The 16,633-nt window shown below is 69.1% G+C and carries 16 protein-coding genes; 4 read left to right on the forward strand and 12 right to left on the reverse strand.

Translation table 11 applies throughout. The features are described 5' to 3' along the window. The first annotated feature begins 222 nt into the window (after positions 1 to 222). On the forward strand, positions 223 to 696 hold the full coding sequence (locus AB0L53_RS12130; protein ID WP_357948851.1) for a GtrA family protein: 474 nt from the start codon (positions 223 to 225) through the stop codon (positions 694 to 696). Here the strand turns inward: AB0L53_RS12130 and AB0L53_RS12135 are convergent. The 9 genes from AB0L53_RS12135 to AB0L53_RS12175 all read right to left on the reverse strand — a co-directional run bounded on the left by AB0L53_RS12135 (position 680) and on the right by AB0L53_RS12175 (position 7,711). Next, positions 680 to 1,957 (reverse strand): ATP-binding protein, encoded by a 1,278-nt coding sequence (locus AB0L53_RS12135; protein ID WP_363992952.1) that lies wholly within the window; start codon positions 1,955 to 1,957, stop codon positions 680 to 682. The two genes, AB0L53_RS12130 and AB0L53_RS12135, sit on opposite strands and share 17 nt — an antisense overlap. Before the next feature lie 3 nt (positions 1,958 to 1,960). After that, a complete protein-coding gene (locus tag AB0L53_RS12140; RefSeq protein WP_043620820.1) occupies positions 1,961 to 2,629 on the reverse strand; it encodes a response regulator transcription factor in 669 nt (222 codons plus the stop codon). Between the two features lie 255 nt (positions 2,630 to 2,884). Continuing rightward, positions 2,885 to 3,370: a bacterioferritin gene (bfr, locus tag AB0L53_RS12145; RefSeq protein WP_363992953.1), complete on the reverse strand. Its 486-nt coding sequence runs from the start codon at positions 3,368 to 3,370 to the stop codon at positions 2,885 to 2,887. A gap of 16 nt (positions 3,371 to 3,386) precedes the next feature. Beyond that, a complete protein-coding gene (locus tag AB0L53_RS12150; RefSeq protein WP_214633455.1) occupies positions 3,387 to 3,563 on the reverse strand; it encodes a (2Fe-2S)-binding protein in 177 nt (58 codons plus the stop codon). A 97-nt stretch (positions 3,564 to 3,660) separates the two neighbouring features. Then, positions 3,661 to 4,281, reverse strand: a complete 621-nt coding sequence (locus AB0L53_RS12155) for an MBL fold metallo-hydrolase (RefSeq protein WP_363992954.1) — start codon at positions 4,279 to 4,281, stop codon at positions 3,661 to 3,663. Next, positions 4,282 to 5,367: an S-(hydroxymethyl)mycothiol dehydrogenase gene (locus tag AB0L53_RS12160; RefSeq protein ID WP_363992955.1), complete on the reverse strand. Its 1,086-nt coding sequence runs from the start codon at positions 5,365 to 5,367 to the stop codon at positions 4,282 to 4,284. It lies immediately after the preceding gene. A 15-nt stretch (positions 5,368 to 5,382) separates the two neighbouring features. Next, positions 5,383 to 6,348 (reverse strand): adenylate/guanylate cyclase domain-containing protein, encoded by a 966-nt coding sequence (locus tag AB0L53_RS12165; protein ID WP_363992956.1) that lies wholly within the window; start codon positions 6,346 to 6,348, stop codon positions 5,383 to 5,385. Further along, positions 6,345 to 6,857, reverse strand: coding sequence for a PH domain-containing protein (locus AB0L53_RS12170; RefSeq protein WP_358431741.1), 513 nt, complete (start codon positions 6,855 to 6,857; stop codon positions 6,345 to 6,347). Before AB0L53_RS12170 ends, AB0L53_RS12165 begins: the two co-directional genes overlap by 4 nt. Before the next feature lie 32 nt (positions 6,858 to 6,889). Beyond that, on the reverse strand, positions 6,890 to 7,711 hold the full coding sequence (locus AB0L53_RS12175) for a biotin--[acetyl-CoA-carboxylase] ligase (protein ID WP_363992957.1): 822 nt from the start codon (positions 7,709 to 7,711) through the stop codon (positions 6,890 to 6,892). Positions 7,712 to 7,772: 61 nt separating this feature from the next. Between AB0L53_RS12175 and AB0L53_RS12180 the strand changes: the two genes are divergently transcribed. The 3 genes from AB0L53_RS12180 to AB0L53_RS12190 are packed head-to-tail and all read left to right on the forward strand — an operon-like array spanning position 7,773 to position 11,962. Continuing rightward, positions 7,773 to 9,977, forward strand: a complete 2,205-nt coding sequence (locus tag AB0L53_RS12180) for an FdhF/YdeP family oxidoreductase (RefSeq protein ID WP_363992958.1) — start codon at positions 7,773 to 7,775, stop codon at positions 9,975 to 9,977. After that, positions 9,974 to 10,825: a formate dehydrogenase accessory sulfurtransferase FdhD gene (fdhD, locus tag AB0L53_RS12185; protein ID WP_363992959.1), complete on the forward strand. Its 852-nt coding sequence runs from the start codon at positions 9,974 to 9,976 to the stop codon at positions 10,823 to 10,825. The genes AB0L53_RS12180 and fdhD overlap by 4 nt, the downstream gene beginning before the upstream one ends. 57 nt (positions 10,826 to 10,882) lie before the next feature. Then, positions 10,883 to 11,962: an epoxide hydrolase family protein gene (locus AB0L53_RS12190; RefSeq protein ID WP_363992960.1), complete on the forward strand. Its 1,080-nt coding sequence runs from the start codon at positions 10,883 to 10,885 to the stop codon at positions 11,960 to 11,962. 50 nt (positions 11,963 to 12,012) lie between these two features. Here AB0L53_RS12190 and AB0L53_RS12195 read toward each other — a convergent pair whose 3' ends face one another. From AB0L53_RS12195 to AB0L53_RS12205, 3 genes are all read right to left on the reverse strand, one after another. Next, the gene (locus AB0L53_RS12195; RefSeq protein ID WP_363992961.1) at positions 12,013 to 12,591 is read right to left on the reverse strand and encodes a hypothetical protein; all 579 of its coding nucleotides are present in this window, start codon (positions 12,589 to 12,591) and stop codon (positions 12,013 to 12,015) included. 89 nt (positions 12,592 to 12,680) lie between these two features. Continuing rightward, on the reverse strand, positions 12,681 to 13,916 hold the full coding sequence (locus AB0L53_RS12200; RefSeq protein WP_363992962.1) for an AAA family ATPase: 1,236 nt from the start codon (positions 13,914 to 13,916) through the stop codon (positions 12,681 to 12,683). A 29-nt stretch (positions 13,917 to 13,945) separates the two neighbouring features. Next, entirely contained in the window at positions 13,946 to 16,567 is a 2,622-nt protein-coding gene (locus AB0L53_RS12205; RefSeq protein WP_363992963.1) for a phosphoenolpyruvate carboxylase, read from the reverse strand. Positions 16,568 to 16,633 lie beyond the last annotated feature (66 nt).

A 16,633-nucleotide genomic window follows, 5' to 3' on the forward strand; every position in this document is an offset into this window, starting at 1 on the left:
GCGACGGCGGTCCGTCTGAGCCCATCGCCGGTACGTACCGGCGATCTGCCACCGCAGCGTAACGCTCCAGATTCGTAATTGTCGGGCATAAGGCGATATTTGTAAGCGTGTTGATAGGGGTGGGATGTCATCCGCAGTGGCCCACCACCAGCCTGACGGCCGGTACGCTGAAGTGGTCATGACCTGATTTGCGCCACGACCGGGAAGGGCCGAGTAGCAGACGTGAACTTCGCCAAGGGGCTCTACCAGCGGTTCTCGTCTCTCCTGCATGAGCTGACGAAGTTCGGGACCATCGGTGCCATCGCGTTCGTGGTCGACACCGGCCTGTACAACGTGTTCCTGGCGCTCGGCATGGGTCCGCTGACCTCCAAGGTGGCGGCCACGGTCATCTCGGCGACGTTCGCCTACCTGGGCAACCGCTTCTGGACCTTCCGGCATCGCGAGCAGAGCGGCCTGGGCCGCGAATACTTCCTGTTCTTCCTGCTCAACGGCATCGCCCTGCTGTTCGGGCTGCTGACCATCGGGTTCACCAAGTACACCCTGCACCTGCACGACCTGCTCAGCCTCAACATCGCCAACTTCGTCGGCGTCGGCCTCGGCACGCTGTTCCGCTACTGGTCGTACAAGAAGTGGGTGTTCCTGGAGGCCACCGAGCCCATCCCCACGGAGCTGCCCGGGGTCAAGCAGGACCGCTGACCACGCGGGTCCTGTCGTTCTCCTCGGCGTGGCGCAGGAAGATGGCGAACGTCGCCGGTCGGCGCCGTACGAGCTCCAGACGGCCGCCGTCGGCGGCGGCCAGCGCGCGGGCCAGGGTCAGCCCCAGGCCGGTGCCCCCAGCCCCGCTGACGTTGCGTTCGAAGACTTTGGGGGCGATGTCGTCGGCGATGCCGGGGCCCTCGTCGGAGACCTCGGTCACCACGTAGTTGTCGCCGCTGGTCGTGGTGACGGTGACGGTGCCGCCGCCGTGGCGCAGGGAGTTCTCCAGCAGTGAGGCGATGACCTGGCCGAACCCGCCGGTGGTGGCCAGCGCCCTGAGCCCGCGCGAGCCTTCGAGCAGCAGCGAGCGGCCCTCGCCGCGGAAGACCGGCTCCCACTCGGTGACCTGCTGGACCAGGACCTCGTCGATGCCGACGGGCTTGGCCTGGGCGTGCCGCTGGCGGCGGGCGGCCGCCAGCAGTTCGTCGATCACGGCGGTGAGCCGCTCGGCCTGCACGATGGCCGCCTCACCCTCCTCACGGACCACCTCCGGCTCCTCGCAGGCGGCGACGATCTCCTCCAGGCGCATGGTGAGGCCGGTCAGCGGGGTGCGGAGCTGGTGGGAGGCGTCGGTGGCGAACTCGCGTTCTCTGGTGAGCAGGTCGGAGATGCGGGTGGCGCTGCGGTCGAGCACCTGAGCCACCCGGTCGAGCTCGGGTATGCCGTAGCGATGTTTGCTGGGCCGGGCGTCCCCGGACCCGAGCCGGTCGGCGATCTTCGCCAGGTCCTGCAAGGGCAGCGTCAAGCGACGTGACTGCACGATGGCCAGGCCCACCGCCACCGCCAGAGCCGCGACGGCCAGGGCCACGATCAGGAGCAGGCGTGCTCGAACATCCTGCTCCACCTGGTCCCGGTCGCGGCTCACCCGGACATAGATCCCGTTCTCGGACTGGGCGTCCGCGGTCATCTCGTGGCCGGGCGGCGGTGGGGGGCCGACGATGGTCGCCTTGGGCTGGGTGGCGCGCTCGTAGATCTGGATGTAGCGGTCGGGGTACTTCTGTTTGAGTTGCTGAGGATCGAGAGGTGTGTCCTGGATGCGGGCGTATTCGACCTCCCCCACCAGGCGCGTCGCCTCCGCCCTGAGCTCCTGGGCCGCCTCGTCGACGATCAGACGGCTGACCACGATGCCCAGGGGGACCCCCAGCAGCAGGACCGCGATGACCGCGACGAGCAGGGTGGATGTGAGCAGGCGTCGGCGCATCTCCTACTCGCGTTCGAAGCGGAAGCCGACTCCTCGGACGGTGGTGATGTAGCGAGGCTTGGCCGCGTCGTCGCCCAGCTTGCGGCGCAGCCAGGAAATGTGCATGTCCAGGGTCTTGGTGGAGCCCCACCAGTTGGTGTCCCACACCTCCCGCATGATCTGCTCACGGGTGACGACCTTGCCCGCGTCGCGGACGAGCACGCGCAGCAGGTCGAATTCCTTGGTCGTAAGATGCAGCTCCTTCTCTCCCATCCAGGCTCGGCGGGAGTCGGCGTCGATGCGGACGCCCTGCACCACCGGCGTCTCCGAGGTGCCCCGGCGCAGCAGCGCACGCACCCTGGCGAGCAGCTCGGCGAGCCGGAACGGCTTGGTGACGTAGTCGTCGGCGCCGGCGTCGAGGCCGACGACGGTGTCGACCTCGTCAACGCGGGCGGTGAGTATCAGGACCGGGGTGCCGTGCCCTTCGGCGCGGATCCGGCGCGCAACCTCCAGCCCGTCCATCTCTGGCAGGCCGAGGTCTAGAACGATGAGGTCGATGCCACCCGACAGAGCCCTTTCCAGGGCCTGCGGGCCGTCGGGGCTCACCTCAACCTGATAGCCCTCGCGGCGCAGCGCACGCGCGAGCGGCTCGGAAATCGAGGTGTCATCCTCGGCGAGAAGTACGCAGGTCATAAAGCGATCGTAGGACCTTAGGCGATCGTTTCCCGGTCACAGCGCGCGGTTTGACTCGTCGTTGACCTATCCATTGACCTGGGCAAACACAGATAAATGTCAGTTAGTCCCGCTTAAATTACCGCACTCGTCGGAGACAACGGCGATTTCCGATCTTGCAGAATCGCAAAACCTTCTGTGCCGCCCGGCGTGTCGCGAAAACGCGCGCGCCCGCCGGGAGTACCGGCGGGCGCGTGGGACGGGCTCGATGGAGATTCAGTCGTCGCTGGCGGGCGGCTCGGCGTAGCGGGCGAGGTAGAGCTGCTCGCCCAGCGCCCTGATCAGGGACAGCTCGGTCTCCAGGTAGTCGATGTGGAGCTCCTCGTCCGCGAGGATGTCCTCGAAGATCCGCGCGGAGGTCGCGTCGCCCTTCTCCCGCATGAGCTGGATGCCCGGCCGCAGCCGGGCCACGACCGACAGCTCCACCTCCAGGTCGGCCCGCAGCTGCTCCTCGACCGTCTGGCCGATGTGCAGCGTGCCGAGGCGCTGGTAGTTGGGCAGTCCCTCAAGGAAAAGGATGCGATCGGTGAGGCGCTCGGCGTGGCGCATCTCATCGATGGATTCGGCTCGGGTGTGCTCGGCGAGCTTGGTGTAGCCCCAGTTCTCCTGCATTTTGGCGTGCAGGAAGTACTGGTTGATCGCGGTCAGCTCCGCGGTGAGCTGCTCGTTGAGCAGCTCGATGATCTGGATGTCGCCCTGCATGAACGGGCTCCTCGTGCTATGCGGTTGTGAGTTCCTCAGACCGCTTCAGGATCGCACATATCTTCCTGACACAAGTCGCACAGTCGCCCCCGGCGCCCGTGGTGTCGCGGATCTGCTTGGCACTCCTCGCGCCCGCGGCAATGCAGTCGTGGACCTCGTTCTCGGTCACGGCACGACAGACACAGACGTACATGCGGGGAAAGCCTCTCACGACGACGGGACACCAAAGGTTAGGCACACCTAAGGTAACCCACTTCGGTAAGGCTTGCCTATGTTAGGTACGACACAGATCAGTGACCCCGGGCGATCCACTCCTCCAGGTGCGGCGCCTCGGCCCCGATCGACGTCGAGTCGCCGTGACCGGTGTGCACGACCGTCTCGCCGGGCAGCCCCAGCAGCCGCCGGGCGATCGAGTCGACGATGGTGTCGAACGACGAGTAGGACCGGCCGGTCGCGCCGGGCCCGCCCTTGAACAGCGTGTCGCCGCTGAACAGGACGCCGAGGTCGGGGGCGTACAGGCAGACCGCGCCCGGCGCGTGGCCGGGGGTGTGGAGCACCTCCAGCGCGATCCCGCCGACCTCGACCTTCTCGCCGTCGGCCAGGGGCTCGTACGGCACATCCTGGCCGTACACCTGGTCCCAGAGGACCTGGTCGGCCGGGTGCAGCCGGATCGGCGCCCCGGTCAGCTCGGCGAGCTCCTTCGCGGCGTTGATGTGGTCGTTGTGCGCGTGCGTGCAGACGACGGCCTTGACCGTACGCTCGCCGACGCGGTCGGCGATGGCGCGCGCGTCGTGCGCCGCGTCGATGACGACCACCTCGCGGGCGTCGCCGACCAGCCAGACGTTGTTGTCGACGTCCCACGTGCCGCCGTCGAGCGAGAACGTCCCCGAGGTGATGACCCTGTCGATCATCTAGAGGACCACCACCGAGCGCAGGACCTCGCCGCGGTGCATCTTGGCGAAGGCCTCCTCGACCTCGTCCAGCGCGATGGTCTCCGTCACGAACTTGTCGAGCGGGAGCCGCCCCTGCAGGAACAGGTCGATCAGCATGGGGAAGTCGCGCGAGGGCAGGCAGTCGCCGTACCACGAGGACTTGAGCGAGCCGCCGCGCCCGAACACATCCAGCAGCGGCAGCTCCAGCGCCATCTCGGGCGTCGGCACGCCGACGAGCACGACGGTGCCGGCCAGGTCGCGGGCGTAGAACGCCTGCTTGTACGTCTCGGGGCGGCCTACGGCCTCGATGACCACGTCGGCGCCGAAGCCGCCGGTGAGGTCGCGAATCGCCTCGACCGGGTCGTTCGCCCGCGAGTTGACCGTGTCGGTGGCGCCGAAGCCACGGGCCCATTCGAGCTTGTTGTCGTCCACGTCGACCGCGATGATCTTCGCGGCGCCGGCGAGCGACGCGCCCAGGACCGCGGCGTCGCCCACGCCGCCGCAGCCGATGACGGCGACCGTGTCGCCCCTGGAGACGTTGCCCGTGTTGAGCGCGGCCCCCAGCCCGGCCATGACGCCGCAGCCGAGCAGCCCGGCCACCTCGGCGGGCGCGTCGGCGGAGACCTTGGTGCACTGCCCCGCGGCGACCAGCGTCTTGCCCAGGAACGCGCCGATGCCCAGCGCGGGCGAGAGCTCGGTGCCGTCGGCCAGCGTCATCTTCTGGGCGGCGTTGTGGGTGTTGAAGCAGTACCAAGGGCGCCCGCGCAGGCAGGCCCGGCACTGGCCGCACACGGCCCGCCAGTTGAGGATCACGAAGTCGCCGGGCGCGACCCCGGTGACACCCTCGCCCACCGCCTCGACCACGCCCGCGGCCTCGTGCCCGAGCAGGAACGGGAAGTCGTCGTTGATGCCGCCCTCCCGGTAGTGCAGGTCGGTATGGCAGACCCCACAGGCCTTGACGGTCACCACCGCCTCCCCTGGTCCGGGGTCGGGCACGAGCACCGTCTCGACCGATACTTCCTGGCCCTTACCTCGGGCGATGACTCCCTGCACTTCGTACGGCATGGCAGCCATCTTGTGTCAAGGGGATGATCTCCGCAAGGCGTAGGGCTGCACCATCCCGATCCCCCGCGCCGGCCTGCGCCGGATCCTGCGGAGCTCGAAGCTCGTGTCGCCGTCGAGACCCTCGGCCAGTTCGGCGTCCACGACGATGGTGCCGGGCCGGGCGATGGCGGTGAGCCGGGCGGCAAGATTTACCGTCGTGCCGAAGACGTCGCCCATCATGGGCAGCACCGGCCCGTAGGCCAGGCCGATGCGCAGGTCGCCCGGCTCGACCAGGTCGAGCGCGATCGCCGCCGCGTCGGCCGGGGTCTGGGCGGTGAACAGGACCTCGTCGCCGAGCGTCTTGACCAGCCGGCCGCCGTGCGCGGCCACCACGTCGGAGGCCCGCGCCTCGAACCCCTCGACCAGCGCGGCCAGCTCCCGCTCGTCGAGTTCGCGGGCGCGCCGGGTGAAGGAGACGAGGTCGGCGAAGCCCACGGCGATCGACACGCGGGCGGGGATGTTCTCCTCGTCGAGGTCGGCGACGGACAGCAGCCGGGTGCCCGCGGCGGCCAGCTGGGCCCGCCAGACGTGGATCAGCACCTGCTCGAAGTCGGGCAGCAGTAGCCGGGCCGTGTCGAGCACCCGGCCGAGGTCGTCGTCGGACGGCCGCTCGCCGGGCGGCAGCATCGCGCCGATCATGATCTCGGCCTGCCACTGGGCCAGCCTGGCCGTGGTCTGGCCGAGCGCGCGGGCCATCCGGATGACGGTCGGCTCGTCGAGCAGGCCGTTGCCGAGCATCCTGCTCACCCGCCGCAGCGCGTCTACGTCACCGTCGGAGAACGCCACCGCGTCGTCGGCGAGCGAGGCGAAGCCCAGCGCCCGCCAGATGCGCTCGGCCAGCGCCGGCGACACGCCGGCCTCGGCCGACACCTCCGCCTTGGTGTGACGGGCGGGCATGCCGACCAGCAGCCGGTCGATCTCCTCAGCGGTGGGCCTGTTCAATGGCCGTCGATATCTCCGTCGGAGGCGTCCTCCAGGAGGCGGAACAGGTCGGTCCTGACGTCCTGGATGTGGGGGATGTCGCGCAGGGCGATCTGCCCCCGGTCGCCCGCCGACTCGACGGTGAGCGTGCCGCAGCCGAGGATGCGCTCGAAGAAGGTCTGGTCGGAGCTGACCGTGTTGACCTTGGCCATCGGGATCTCGTCCGTCGACTTGTTGAGCACGCCCGTGCTGATCGTGAAGCGGTGGGTGGTGAGCACGTAGCCGGTGTTCTTCCACTGCAGGTACGGCACGAACGACCAGACCGTCAGCAGGAGCACGGCGACGACGCCGACGGCGATCCTGGCGTAGTTGGCGTACTCGAAGCTGCCGGGGATGAGGAAGAGCGCCACGCCCGAGGCGGCGACGATCAGCACGAGCGCGATGAAAGGCACCACGAGCCGCTTCCAGTGCGGGTGGAACGACCTGATGCGTCGCTCACCCTGCGTCAAGTGGTGGTCGGGGAGGGTCATGGGCAAATGGTGCCACCTCCGCGCCCTCGCGGCTACGAGGACGCGCGAACGTGGACGACGTCGCCCGCGCTCAATGTGTGCCGCTGGCCGTTGGCGGTCACCTGGAGATGTCCGGCCTGGTCGATGCCGGTCGCCTGGCCGCTCAGCACCTGGTCGCCGGGCAGCTCGATCCGGACCTGCCGCCCGATGGTGGCGCTAGACGCCTGGTAGGCGGCGCGCAGGCCGCACGCGTCGGCGTCGCCGCCCGCCTCGGACCAGTCGCGGTAGTGCCGCTCGACCTCCCTGAGCACGGCCCTGAGCAGCGGATCCCGGTCCACGCACGCGGCCTGCTCGATGGCCAGCGAGGTTGCCGTCTCCACGGGGAGCTCCTCGGGCTTGAGCGAGACGTTCAGGCCCATCCCGATGATCACGGCATCCTCTGCCCGCTCGGCCAGGATCCCGGCCAGCTTGCGCTCGCCGATCAGCAGGTCGTTCGGCCACTTGAGCCGTACGTCCACCTCGGCCAGCCGGCGCACGGCCGAGGCCGCCGCCACGCCGTACAGCAGCGCCAGCCACCCCTGCGCGGCGATGGGCACCTGTGGGCGCAGCAGAGCGGAGACGGTCAGGCCGGAGCGCGGCGGCGCGGTCCAGGTGCGGCCCAGCCTGCCCCGACCGGCCACCTGCGACTCGGCGACCAGGACCCGGCCCTCCTCGGCGCCCTGTCTCGCGGCCTCGGCGAGGTCGGCGTTGGTCGAGCCGGTGCTCTCGACGACGCTCACGCCGGTCCACAGGCTGCCGGGGTGTACGAGGGCGCGGTTGAGCGCCGCCTCGGACAGGGGCGGGCGGTCGAGGTCGGAGTAGCGCGAGTCCGGCATTCCTCCATCTTCGCCCAAGCTCGGCTGTCCTCTGGCGCCCCACGCGGGTGAAGATGGGGAGATGAGCAGACGTCTGGATCCACGTAACTGGGCCTCGTGGCGACCGTTCGGCCTCGGGTTGCGCAAGCCGAACAACTATCTGGAACTGCTGAAGGCGTTTCGATCGGTCAAGGGCAACAGGCGTTACGCCTGGCGGATTCTCCAGCAGGGCACGTGCGACGGGTGCGCGTTGGGCACGCGAGGCATGCGCGACTGGACGATGGACGAGATCCACCTGTGCAACATCCGGCTGCGACTGCTGCCGCTGAACACGATGCCGGCGCTCGACGTCTCGCTGCTGGGCGACGTCTCCGGGCTGGCCGGTAAGAAGAGCGCCGAGCTTCGGGAGCTGGGGCGGCTTCCGTACCCCATGCTCCGGCGGGCGGGAGAGCCGGGCTTCCGGCGGATCTCGTGGGACGAGGCGCTGGGGGTGGCCGCCGGCGGGCTGCGGGACGCGCGCTTCGGCGCCTACCTGACCAGCCGCGGCATGCCGAACGAGAACTACTACGTGGCGCAGAAGGCGGTCCGCGCGCTGGGCACCAACAGCGTGGACAACGCGGCGCGCATCTGCCACTCCCCCTCGACCGTCGCGCTCAAGCAGACGATCGGCGCGGCGGCCACCACCTGCTCCTACACCGACTGGATCGGCTCCGACCTGATCGTCTTCATCGGGTCGAACCCGTCCAACAACCAGCCCGTGGCGATGAAGTACCTCTATCACGCCAAGAAGGCCGGCACCCGCGTGGCCATGGTCAACGCCTACCGCGAGCCCGGCATGGACCGCTACTGGGTGCCGTCGAACGCCGAGTCGGCGGTGTTCGGGACGAAGATCACCGATGAGTTCTTCGGCGTGAACGTGGGCGGCGACATCGGTTTCCTCAACGGCGTGCTCAAGCACCTGATCGAGAACGACTGGGTGGACAAGGCGTTCGTCGACCAGCGGACCTCCGGTTTCGAGGAGGTACGCCAGGCGCTGGCGGAGCAGTCGTGGGAGGCCCTGGAGGCGCTGTCCGGGGCGACCCGTGACGAGATGCTCCGGCTGGCCCGGCTGCTCGGCGAGGCGAAGTCGGCGGTGCTGGTCTGGTCGATGGGCATCACGCAGCACGCCTTCGGCGAGGACAACGTCCGGTCGATCGTGAACCTGGCCCTGGCGCGCGGGTTCCTGGGGCGCGACAACTGCGGGCTGATGCCGATCCGCGGGCACAGCGGGGTGCAGGGCGGGGCCGAGATGGGCGCGTACGCCACCGGCCTGCCGGGTGGCCTGCCGATCACCCCAGAAAACGCCGCAAGATTTACCGATATTTGGGGATTTGAGGTGCCGACGGCGCCGGGTCTGACCGCGACCGACATGATCGACGCGGCCCACTCGGGCGACCTCGACGCGCTCATCTCCTCGGGCGGCAACTTCCTGGAGGTGCTGCCCGACCCCAGTTACTGCCGGGAGGCGCTGTCCCGGCTCAAGCTCCGGGTGCACATCGACATCGTGCTGTCCTCGCAGATGCTGGTGCCGTCCGAGGGCGACGTGCTGCTGCTGCCCGCCCAGACCCGCTACGAGATGACCGGCGGGGTGACCGAGACGTCCACCGAGCGCCGGATCATCTTCTCGCCCGAGATCGAGGGGCCCCGGATCGGCGAGGCGTGGCCGGAGTGGAAGATCTTCGGCGAACTGGCCGCCCACACAAACCCCGAAATTTCGGCAAAAGTCCGCTTCACCGGGACCTCGCGGATCCGTGCGGAGATCGAGCAGGCGGTGCCGTTCTACCAGGGCATTTCCGACCTCAAGGCTTTCGGGGACAACGTTCAGTACGGCGGGCGCCACCTGTTCGCCGACGGCCGCTTCAACACCCCTGACGGGCGCGGCGTGTTCTCCGCCGTCGAGCCGCCCGCGCTGGAGCGCCCCGACGGCACGTTCATGGTGGCCACGCGGCGCGGCAAGCAGTTCAACAGCATGGTCCACGAGCGCCTCGACGGCTTCAACGGCGCGATGCGGGAGGCCGTGCTGATGAGCCCCTATGACGCCGATCGCCTCGGCCTGCCGGACGGCACTCCGGTCGAGCTGCGTTCGGGCGAGCGTACGTACGGGGGCAAAATCCTCCGCGCGCCCCTGATGCCGGGCAACCTGCAGATCCACTGGCCGGAGGGCAACGTACTCCTCGACGAGACCAGACGCTCACCCCAGGCCAGGATCCCCGACTACAACGCGCTCGTCACTGTGCGGCGGCTATGACCGACCGGCTGACCCGCGTGGGTCCCACCACCCGCATCCGCGTCCGCGAGCTGTCCGGGTCCACGGTCCGCGACCGGCGCGACGACCTGGCCACCGAGGAGCCGCTGGAGATCCGCCTCACCGCGCTGGACGGGACGCGCAAGACCGTCGCCATCACCATGCGCACCCCCGGCCACGACTTCGAGCTGGCCGCCGGGTTCCTGCACGGCGAGGGCCTGGTCAAGCCCGGCGGCATCGCGGCCATTGCGTACTGCACCGACGAGGACCTCCCGCCGGAGGCGCGCTACAACACGGTCACCGTACGCCTGCACGGCCCCATCCCCGACCTGCCCACGCTGGACCGCCATTTCCTCACCTCCAGCGCCTGCGGCGTGTGCGGCTCGGCCAGCCTCGACGACCTGCACGACCGCTGCTCGCCGCTTCCCCGCGGCGATCTCGTCCTCACCCCCGAGATCCTGTACGGCCTGCCGGACGCGCTGCGGGCGGGCCAGGGCGTGTTCGGCAAGACGGGGGGCCTGCACGCAGCCGGGCTGTTCCGGCCCGACGGGACGCTGGTGGCGCTCAGGGAGGACGTGGGCCGGCACAACGCGGTGGACAAACTGGTCGGCTGGGCATCACTCGGCCAGCGGCTCCCCCTGACCGAGCACGTGCTGATGGTCAGCGGCCGGGCCAGCTACGAGATCATGCAGAAGGCGCTGGCCGCGGGCATACCGGCGGTGTGCGCGGTCTCGGCCCCCTCGTCGCTGGCCGTGGACCTGGCCAGGGAGTTCGACATGACGCTCGTCGGGTTCCTGCGCGGGCAGCGGTGCAACGTGTACGCGGGTCAGGAGCGAGTATTAGTGGAATGAAGCATTCCGTTCTGCTATTGTTGGAACAGAACAACCCGTTCCGACAAGGAGCCAGCGATGAGCGTTCACCCCTTCCGCGTCGAGATCCCGCAGGCCGACCTCGACGACCTGCGGACCCGGCTCGCCATGACCCGCTTCACCGACGAGATCGCGGACGCCGGCCAGGGTGTGGGCGTGGCGCGGGTACGCCGCCTGGTCGGCCACTGGCTCGACGGCTTCGACTGGCGGGCCCAGGAGGCCAGGCTCAACGCCTACCCGCAGTTCACCACGGAGATCGACGGGCAGAACATCCACTTCATCCACGTCCGCTCGTCTTCGGCTGACGCTCTTCCCCTGATTTTGACCCACGGCTGGCCGGGCTCGATCGTCGAATACCTCGATGCCATCGAACCGCTGTCGCGGCACTTCCACCTCGTCGTGCCCTCGCTCCCCGGCTACGGCTTCTCCGGCCCGACCACCGAGCTGGGCTGGAACAACCAGCGCATCGCCCGGGCCTGGGCCGAGCTGATGTCCCGCCTGGGCTACGACCGCTATGGCGCGGTGGGCAACGACGCGGGCTCGATGATCTCCCCTGAGCTCGGCAGGCTCGCTCCCGAGCACGTCGTCGGCGTCCATGTGACCCAGCTGTTCTCCTTCCCCTCCGGCGACCCGGCCGAGTTCGCGAACCTGAGCGAGGAGGACCAGGCCGGGCTGGCCGTACTCGACTGGTTCTGGAAGGAGAAGGGCGCTTTCAACGTCCTGCAGTCGCAGCAGCCGCAGACGCTCGCCCACGCCATCACCGACTCGCCCGCCGGGCTGCTCGGCTGGCTCGCCCAGCTCTTCGACGAGGACCTGGACGACGACTTCGTGCTGACCAACGCGGCGATCCACTGGTTCACCGGCACCGCCGGCTCGGCCCTGCGCCTGTACTGGGAGAACGCCCGCGCCGAGACGCCGAAGGAACCCACCACGGCGCCGACGGCGCTGGCCATGGCGGAGGGCGACTTCAAGTCCATCCGCGCGTTCGCCGAGCGCGACCACACCGGCATCGTCTCCTGGAAGACTCTGGAAGCCCCGGCCCACGGCCACTACACGGCCCACACCGCCACAGAGGCCATCACCGCCGACATCAGCGCCTTCTTCGACGGCCTCCGCTGAGCGTTCGGCAAGCAAGAAGCGGCCCGATCACACTCCTGTGACCGGGCCCCTCACTTACGTATATGTTCCGTGCAGCATCGCGCCACATCCACACGTATCTGGTCGAACGATCGGTTGCGGCCCACCGGCCTGTCCAGCACACCAAGCTTCGCCGCCCGATCGAGGATCTCGGGAGCATCGGACTCGCGGTAGCGGCGGCCGGCTCCACTGACCTCGTTCATCAAGATCTTCTTGGGGTCTGGGAGCCGCCCTGTGTCCTTGCCCTTGTGCTTGGCGGGGAGAGACCAGGACGCGGCGATGGCCGACAGCGCATCGGGGAAGAGCAGCAGCCAGGCTTCGATCTCCGACACCGCGAGGGCGTAGTGGACGTTGCCGAGGGCGGATTCCAGTGCCTTCTGGACGCGTTCGCGGATGATCGGATAGGCATCGCTATCGGTGTTGTCGAGGTCCTCGTGGACGAACACGCATGCCACGCTGGTGTCATCCCGTACAGCTCGCGCCCGCACCTTGCTCGCCAGGGTCTCCGCGCGGGCGGCGAGGTTCGCGTCACTGGCCTGGTGCAACCGCACCTTGTCGTTTATCTCCACAATCCGGCCCGCCATCTGCGGGCAAAACTCCTCCAAGAGCACACGCAGGGCGAGGCGGTCGTTCCTGTCCTCTCCCGCTACGACCACGACAGGCTTCTTCGTGGGCCGGACACGGGTGCCTCCCCGCCGGCTCACAGATCGCCACCCAGCACTCCGGAAAACCACAGCTCGCCAAGCGGGAGTCCTTCGCTGGCCCGGACGATCTCCTCGACCTTGACCGTGGAGATGGCCGGGATCAAGGAGGAACCGTCGTCACCACGCTCGCAGATCACGATCTCCTCGGGCTTGAGCCGGTCGGCGAGAGCGGGAGAGTGGGTGGCGATGATGAACTGGGTCTTCTCACTCGCCTCCCGGACCCGTTCCACCAGCAGTTCGAGCGCCTGTGGGTGAAGACCGTGGTCGATCTCCTCAACGCAGGTCAGTGCGGGTGGAGCGGGGTCGTACAGCATGGCCAGGAGGCCAAGCAGGCGGATGGTTCCGTAGGAGGCATCAAGCAGGGAGGTGGGTTCGCGCAGGCCACGCTCCCTGAGTACGACCACGACCGAGTGGGCTCCCCCGGACGGATAGTCGAAATCGAGAGATTCGACTTGGGGAAGCGCCTCCACGGCGTCGGCCTGGAGCCGACTCCACGCATCCTCATCCGAGTTTCGGAGGGCGAGGAGGAAGGCCGCGAGATTGGCGGCGTTGTCGGCGATCGGTTCTTGCCCGCCACGATGCACCCGCGATGGCATGCTCGCTTTGGAGACGTCAACGTCGAAGACCCTGAAGGCCCGCAGCATGTCCGCCACGAGGGTGGGCGCCATGCTGAACTTCTTTTCCGCCAGTCGGGGGAGTGTGGAAAGTCCACTACTCAGGGGCTGGATGCCAACCTCGTCCGATTTCCGGTCGGCGGTGCCGACTCCGAGCGGCGGCCATTCGGAGCGACTCTCGAAGCCGCCTTGGCCGAGGGTCCGTAGCTGAGCCTTCGCCCTCGTCCCTTCCACGGTGATGGTCCGCAACCGATGCTGCACGTCGGCGGACCTGAAAACCTCCTCCCTGGCGAGAGGAGCATTTGTGATCTTCAATACGTATTCGTCGGGAGCCCCGGCCAAGGAGGAAGACCACGCTCCTTTGATCCCGATGAGAAGATGGTCAGGCCGATCGGCGCCGCCCCTGAACACCAGCTCTTCGAAGCCACCACGGGCGGCCAGAACAGGCTCCAGGTCGGTCCTGACGATGTCGGCGAGGAACTCGAAGACCTTCAGCACATTCGTCTTACCCGCGCCATTCGGCCCGACCAGCACGTTGACGGGCCCGAGGGGCATGGTGATCTGTCGCAGACTGCGAAAGTTCTCCACCCGTAGTTCGGAAAGCCGCTGCTCCGCCATGCTGGTCATCTTCTCATCCGGGAGGCGTCTCAGCCGGTGTTCTGCAGGCCCGCCGCCACCCCGTTTACCGACAGCAGGAGCAGCGTCGACAGGCGTTCGCGTTCGTGGTCCGACAAAGTGCCGGTGCGCATGGCCGTCAGCGCGCGTAGCTGCAGGTGGGACAGCGCGTCCACATACGGGTCGCGGAGCTGGACGGCGCGGGAGAGGACCTTGCGGTTCTCCAGGAGGCGGGTGTGGCCGGTGACCTGCAGCACCAGGCTGCGGGTCCGGTCATACTCCTCCATGACCTGGCGGGCGAAGTCGTCGCGGCCGCCGAGTGCCAGGTAGCGTTCGGCGATCGATCTGTCGGTCTTGGCCAGCGACATCTCCGCGTTGTCGAGCAGCGCGTTGAACAGCGGCCACTCGGCGTAGGCCGCCTTCAGCTCGTCGAGTGAGGCGACCGCGGCCAGGCCGGTGCCCAGGCCGTACCAGCCGGGCAGGTTGACCCGGGTCTGGGCCCAGGCGAAGACCCAGGGGATGGCGCGCAGGTCGTCGAGTGAGCGGGGCGCGCCGAGGCCGCGGCGGGCGGGGCGGGAGCCGAGGCGCAGGGAGCCGATCTCCTCTAGCGGGCTGACCAGGGCGAACCACTCCGGGAAGCCGGGGGCTTCGGTGAGCGAGCGGTAGGCCTGCTCCGAGGCCGTGGCCACCTGCTCGGCGAGCGAGCGGAAGCGGTCGGCCGCGGCGGCAGTGCGGGAGCCGACCGTGGGTGAGGAGGCCATCAGCACCGCGTTGGTGACCTGCTCCAGATGGCGGCGGGCGATGGCGATGTGGCCGTAGCGGGCGAAGATGACCTCGCCCTGCTCGGTGACCTTGAAGCGACCGGCGACCGAGCCGGGCGCCTGGGCGAGCACCGCGCGGTTGGCGGGGCCGCCGCCACGGCCGAGCGCGCCGCCGCGGCCGTGGAACATGCGCAGCTTCACCTCGTGCTCCAGCGCCCATGCGGTCAGCTGCTCCTGCGCCTCGTACAGGCGCAGTGTCGCGGCGGCCGGGCCGAGCTCCTTGGCCGAGTCGGAGTAGCCGAGCATGATCTCCATGCGCCGGCCGTTGGCGGCCAGCCGCTCGCGCATCGGCGGCAGCTCCAGCATGCCTGACAGCACGTCCGGGGAATTGGCCAGGTCCTGGCCCGACTCGAACAGCGGCACCACGTCGAGCACGGGCGCGCGCGTGCCGAGCGCGTGCTCGGCCAGCTCGTAGACGGCGGCGATGTCGTCGGCGGAGCGGGTGAAGGAGACGACGTAGCGGGAGCAGGCCGTGACGCCGAACCGCTCCTGGATCCAGGCGATCACCCGGATCGTGGCCAGTACCTCCTCGGTGCGCTCCGACAGCTCGCCGCCCGCCCTGATCTCCTCCAGCGCGGCCGCGTGCACCGCGGAGTGCTGGCGTACCTCCAGCTCGGCCAGGTGGAAGCCGAATGTCTCGACCTGCCAGATGAGCTGCTGCAGCTCCCCGTACGCCTGACGCGCGGCGTGGCCGGAGAGCGAGTCCTGGGCCAGGCGCAGGTCGGCGAGCAGCTCGGCCGGGGCGCGGTAGGCGAGGTCGAGGTCGCGGCGGAGGGTGGCGGCGATGCGGGCGGCCACGAACATCAGCCACTGCCGGTGCGGCTCGCTCGGTGAGCGGGTGGCCATCTCCGAGACCACCTCGGGATGGGCGTCGACGGCCGCGGCCAGCGCCGCCCTGAGCTCCGGCGACGGCGGCGCGAACTGCTCGGCCGAGGTGAGCGTGCGGGCGATGCGCGTGCACGCCGTCTCCAGGGCGGTCAGCACGTGGTCGGACTGGATCTGGACGGTCTCGCGGGTGACCTTGGCGGTCACGTTGGGGTTGCCGTCGCGGTCGCCGCCGATCCAGCTGCCGTAGCGGATGAAGGGCCTGGCCAGCGGCGGGCGGGTGCCGGTGCCCTCGCCGAGCGCCGCGTCGAGCGAGCGGTAGACCTGCGGCACCATGCGGAACAGCGTCTCGTCGAAGGCGGCCATGGCGGTGCGTACCTCGTCGAGCGGGTCGAGCTTGGTGGAGCGCAGCTGGGCCGTACGCCACAGCAGGTCGATCTCCTCCAGCAGCCGCCGGCGGCTCTCGGCGCGCTCGGAGGCGCCGCGCTCGGCGGCGTTGTACTCGCTGAGCTGGCCGCTGACCCGCTGGATCGCGGTGACGACCGCGCGCCGGCGCGCCTCCGTCGGATGCGCGGTCAGGACCGGGTGCAGCTCCAGCCCCTCGACCAGCTCGGCGACGCGCTCGTGGCCCAGCTCGTGTACGGCCTGCGCCAGCGACTCCCGCTCCACCCGGCCCTCGGTGTCACGTTCGCGCAGGATGCGGATGCGGTAGTGCTCCTCGGCCAGGTTGGCCAGATGGAAGTAACAGGTGAACGCGCGGGCGATCTGCACGGCCCGGTCGATCTCCCACTGCGCGACCATGGCCGTGATCTCGTCGCCGGTGACCTCGCCCCTGCGGGCGGCGATCACGGCCTTGCGCAGGCGTTCGACGTCGGCCAGCAGATCCTCGCCGCCCTGCTCGGCGATCACCTGCCCGAGCAGCTTGCCGAGCAATCGCACGTCCTTGCGCAGCTCATCGGGCATCTCGGTGACCGCGGCACTGCGACGCTCAATCCCCTGGTCAATCATGCTTCAAAGGTATCCACAAGCGTGGAATGTCCGTAAGGCGGTCTCACGTATTGGACTAGACCAATG

Source organism: Nonomuraea sp. NPDC052129 (assembly GCF_040680095.1).
GTDB lineage: Bacteria > Actinomycetota > Actinomycetes > Streptosporangiales > Streptosporangiaceae > Nonomuraea.

What these genes read in the sequence shown, in the direction of transcription:
- AB0L53_RS12150 (WP_214633455.1), bottom strand. Translation starts at nt 3,563, where the DNA reads ATGTACGTCTGTGTCTGTCGTGCCGTGACCGAGAACGAGGTCCACGAC.
- AB0L53_RS12135 (WP_363992952.1), bottom strand. Translation starts at nt 1,957, where the DNA reads ATGCGCCGACGCCTGCTCACATCCACCCTGCTCGTCGCGGTCATCGCG.
- AB0L53_RS12180 (WP_363992958.1), top strand. Translation starts at nt 7,773, where the DNA reads ATGAGCAGACGTCTGGATCCACGTAACTGGGCCTCGTGGCGACCGTTC.
- AB0L53_RS12140 (WP_043620820.1), bottom strand. Translation starts at nt 2,629, where the DNA reads ATGACCTGCGTACTTCTCGCCGAGGATGACACCTCGATTTCCGAGCCG.
- AB0L53_RS12170 (WP_358431741.1), bottom strand. Translation starts at nt 6,857, where the DNA reads ATGACCCTCCCCGACCACCACTTGACGCAGGGTGAGCGACGCATCAGG.
- AB0L53_RS12155 (WP_363992954.1), bottom strand. Translation starts at nt 4,281, where the DNA reads ATGATCGACAGGGTCATCACCTCGGGGACGTTCTCGCTCGACGGCGGC.
- AB0L53_RS12200 (WP_363992962.1), bottom strand. Translation starts at nt 13,916, where the DNA reads ATGGCGGAGCAGCGGCTTTCCGAACTACGGGTGGAGAACTTTCGCAGT.
- AB0L53_RS12205 (WP_363992963.1), bottom strand. Translation starts at nt 16,567, where the DNA reads ATGATTGACCAGGGGATTGAGCGTCGCAGTGCCGCGGTCACCGAGATG.
- fdhD (WP_363992959.1), top strand. Translation starts at nt 9,974, where the DNA reads ATGACCGACCGGCTGACCCGCGTGGGTCCCACCACCCGCATCCGCGTC.
- bfr (WP_363992953.1), bottom strand. Translation starts at nt 3,370, where the DNA reads ATGCAGGGCGACATCCAGATCATCGAGCTGCTCAACGAGCAGCTCACC.
- AB0L53_RS12190 (WP_363992960.1), top strand. Translation starts at nt 10,883, where the DNA reads ATGAGCGTTCACCCCTTCCGCGTCGAGATCCCGCAGGCCGACCTCGAC.
- AB0L53_RS12160 (WP_363992955.1), bottom strand. Translation starts at nt 5,367, where the DNA reads ATGCCGTACGAAGTGCAGGGAGTCATCGCCCGAGGTAAGGGCCAGGAA.
- AB0L53_RS12175 (WP_363992957.1), bottom strand. Translation starts at nt 7,711, where the DNA reads ATGCCGGACTCGCGCTACTCCGACCTCGACCGCCCGCCCCTGTCCGAG.